2 protein-coding genes are annotated in these 3,338 nt (G+C 72.5%); one reads left to right on the top strand and one right to left on the bottom strand.

What is annotated here, in order from left to right:
- Positions 1-476 (bottom strand): hypothetical protein (locus VGZ32_RS28150; protein ID WP_326889264.1); only part of this gene is annotated, 476 nt, incomplete at its 3' end.
- A 331-nt stretch (positions 477-807) separates the two neighbouring features.
- Here VGZ32_RS28150 and VGZ32_RS28155 point away from each other — a divergent pair.
- Positions 808-3,338, top strand: a 2,531-nt coding sequence (locus tag VGZ32_RS28155; RefSeq protein WP_326889265.1) for an ATP-binding protein, incomplete at its 3' end; no start/stop codon positions are given.

A 3,338-nucleotide genomic window follows, 5' to 3' on the forward strand; every position in this document is an offset into this window, starting at 1 on the left:
CGGTCCGCGGGTTCGAGGATGTCCTGCTGCATCATCCGCAGCTGGCCGATCAGCCAGGAGGGGGAGACCTCGGACGCGGGCGCGGCGCCGTCGCCCGGCTGCGCCACGGCGCGCGCCAGGCTCTCGGCTTCGGCCTCCTGCCGCGGGATCACGGTGACCAGCCCGCCGGTGATCGACCACACGACGCCCGGCTCCCGCACGCCGTCGCCGACCAGCACGAAGCGCACCGTCTCGGCGTCCCGGCCGAGGGCGAGGCGTTCCATCAGCCTGAAGGTGTCCTCGGTGACCCGGTCCGCGAGGAGTAAGAACACTTCGGCCTCGGACTGTAGACCGGCATTCAGCACGCGCACTCCGTCACGGCCGTGCAGCAGCGCCGCCGTTCCCTGGCCGGTGACGGGATCCCCGGCGACGATCGCGACCGAGGTGGGGCGGCGGGTTCGCGTGGCGGTAAGGACCGTGCGACTCGTTTCGGGCATCGCAGTGTGCTCCTCGCGCGGCCCGTCGCGGAGGTGGGTCACCGATGTCGACGGCGCGGGCCGCACATTCGACCGCCCTCGGCTCTACAACCACGATCTCCCTGCGGAGCGGCCGAGACATCGGCGAGGATGCGCAAGCTTTGGAAGAGCTCGACCTCGGCGGATCCAAGCAGCACCGGACTGCGCCGAACCGGCACGCACGTTTGGCCGTGTCCAACAACAGGTCGCGTGCGGTGCCGAGTTCGGGCCCGCGGAGCAAGGGTTTTTCGAATACGCCGGGCGTTATCTCGGTACGATCGTGTCACGGCCTGATTGCTGGGAGTACTCCGTCATGGTTGTCGGAAACCCCGTCCCCCTCGTGGGTCGGGGCGTGCAGCTCGCCGCCCTGAACCGCCTCGTGGACCGGGCCACCAAGGGGCGTGGCGGCCTGGCCTGGATCGAGGGCGAGCCGGGCATCGGCAAGACCGTGCTCGCGGACGCCGTGGCCGTCCGCGCCGAAGCCTCGGGGCACCGGGTGTTGCGCGGCAGCGGCGACAAGCTGATGGAGCCCTTCCCGCTGCGCTTGATGGCCGAGTGCCTTGAAGTGTCGGCCCGCTCGCCCGATCGAGAGGTCGCCGAGATCGCGGCGCTGCTGCGCGGCAGCGCCGACGAGCTGGGAGCCGCCGGCCCCGTACTGGCCGCCGCAGAACGGATGCTGGAACTGGTCGACCGACTCTGCACCGCATCCCCGGTCACCCTGGTCGTGGAGGATCTGCACTGGGCCGACGAACACAGCCTGCTGCTGTGGGGCCGGCTGGCCCGCGCGGTGGACCAGATCCCGCTGCTGCTGGTCGGGGTGAGCCGCCCGCTGCCGTACCGCGAGGCGGTCGAGCGGCTGCGCAGCCTTGTGGAGAAGCGCGAGGGGACGGTGGTGGAACTCAAGCCGCTGGACCCGTCCGAGGTGGCCGAGCTGGCCGGCCGGATCGTCGGCGGCGCGCCGGGACCCCGGCTGATGGCGGAACTCGACCGGGCCGGCGGCAACCCTCTGTACGTGCGCGAACTCGTGGACGCCCTGGCCGACGGCGGTTTGGTGGTGGCGCGGGGCACGGCCGAGGTGCACGGCAAGGTCAAGACCATGCCCACCTCGCTCGCCGTGGCGATCAGCCGCCGCCTCGGCTTCCTGAGCGAGGAGACCCGCTGGGCGCTGCGCGTCGCGGCGCTTCTCGGCAACGACGTGGACGCCGGGGACTGGGCGCTGGCGGTCGGCCGGCCGGTCCTGGAGCTGGCCGACCGCGCCGCGGAGGCGGTGGCCGGCGGCGTGCTGAAGGACGTCGGCGGCCGACTACGCTTCCGGCACGAGCTGATCCGCCAGGCGCTCGTCGAGCAAACGCCGAAAGCGATGCGCGACGCGTTACACATCTCCATCGCGCGGACCCTCGCCGATGCAGGGCGCGGCGTCGACGCGGTGGCCCCGCACCTGCTCGCGGTGCGGGACGTGGCCGGCGACTGGGAATTGGGCTGGCTCGCCCGGATCGGCGAACCCGCCCTCTACGCCGCACCGCAGGTCTCCGCCGAGTTGCTACAGCGGGCGGTCGGCTCGATCGAGCCCGGCGACCCGCACTGGATCGCGCTGGCGACCCGCCTGGCCCAGGTGCTGTTCTGGCTGGGCCGGGACGTCGAGGCCGCGTACGCGACGGCTGAGGAGGTCGCCCGCCGCACCGACGACCCGGTGATCCAGTGCCGCATGAGGATCCAGATGATCCGGCTGGCCGGGCGGCTGGGCCGGTACGAACAGGTGCTGCCCATCATCGTGGGCCCGGCCGACGACGTCCTGCCCCCGCTGTGGCGCGCCCGGCTGACCGCCTGGTCCTCGCTCATCCTGCTCGACACCGGACAGGGCGAGGCGGCCCTGGCCACCGCGCAGGACGCGCTCAAGCGCGCCACGGAATCCGGTGACCCGATCGCGATCGCGACCGCCTGGCACGCGCTGGCCTCCTGCGACGACCCGGCCGCGCGCCCCGGCCAGATGCGGGCCGCGCTGGACGCGCTCACCAGCCGCGACATGGAGTCGACGGATCTGCGCATGCTGCTGCTGGCCAACTACGTCACGCAGCTGTCGGAAATGGGCCGGGCCCGCGAAACCGAGGAGACGCTGGCCGAGGCCCTGCGGCTGGTCGACCGCAGCGGCACCTTCCGGTCGGCAGTCATCATCGCGGCCGCCATCTCGGTCTGCTACCAGCACGGACGACACGACGACGAGCTGGTGCACATCGCGAGCATCGACGAGGAGTCCTTCGGCAGCGACTGGATGATCTCCATCTATGCCGAGGCCGCGATCATCGCGATGCACCGGGAGGACCGGGACACCGCGGACACGCAGTTGCTCGCCGCGGTGGGCCCCGGGCCGTTCACCCCGGACAACCTGCCGGCCGCGCGGTACAAGCTGACCGAGGCGCTCGCGATGCGGGCGGAGGCGGACGGCGACGTGCGGCTCGCCCTCGCGCTGATGGCCCAGTGGCTCGACAAGCGGGCCGGGCTGCGCCGCGACGAGCGCCATGACGAGCTGCCGTATCTCACAACCCTCGCCCTGACCGTGGGCGATGAGAAGACGGCCGAGCGGGCGGTGCGGGTGGCCGAGGCGGATGCCGAGGCGGACCCCGTGCCGAGCCGGTCGTGCGCCGCCCGGTTCTGCCGTGCCCTGGTCGACGACGACGCCGAGGAACTGCTGGCCCTCGCGGCCGAATACGAGGGCTACCGCTGGGTGGTGAAGGCCGCGTTCGCGTTCGAACAGGCGGCGGTCCGGCTCGCGCAGGCCGGGGACACGGCCCGCGCCCGCTCAGCGCTCAACAAGGCCGTGCGCATCTACTCGGACATGGGCGCGAC

This window comes from Actinocrinis sp., assembly GCF_035938995.1.
Lineage (GTDB): Bacteria > Actinomycetota > Actinomycetes > Streptomycetales > Catenulisporaceae > DASZGI01.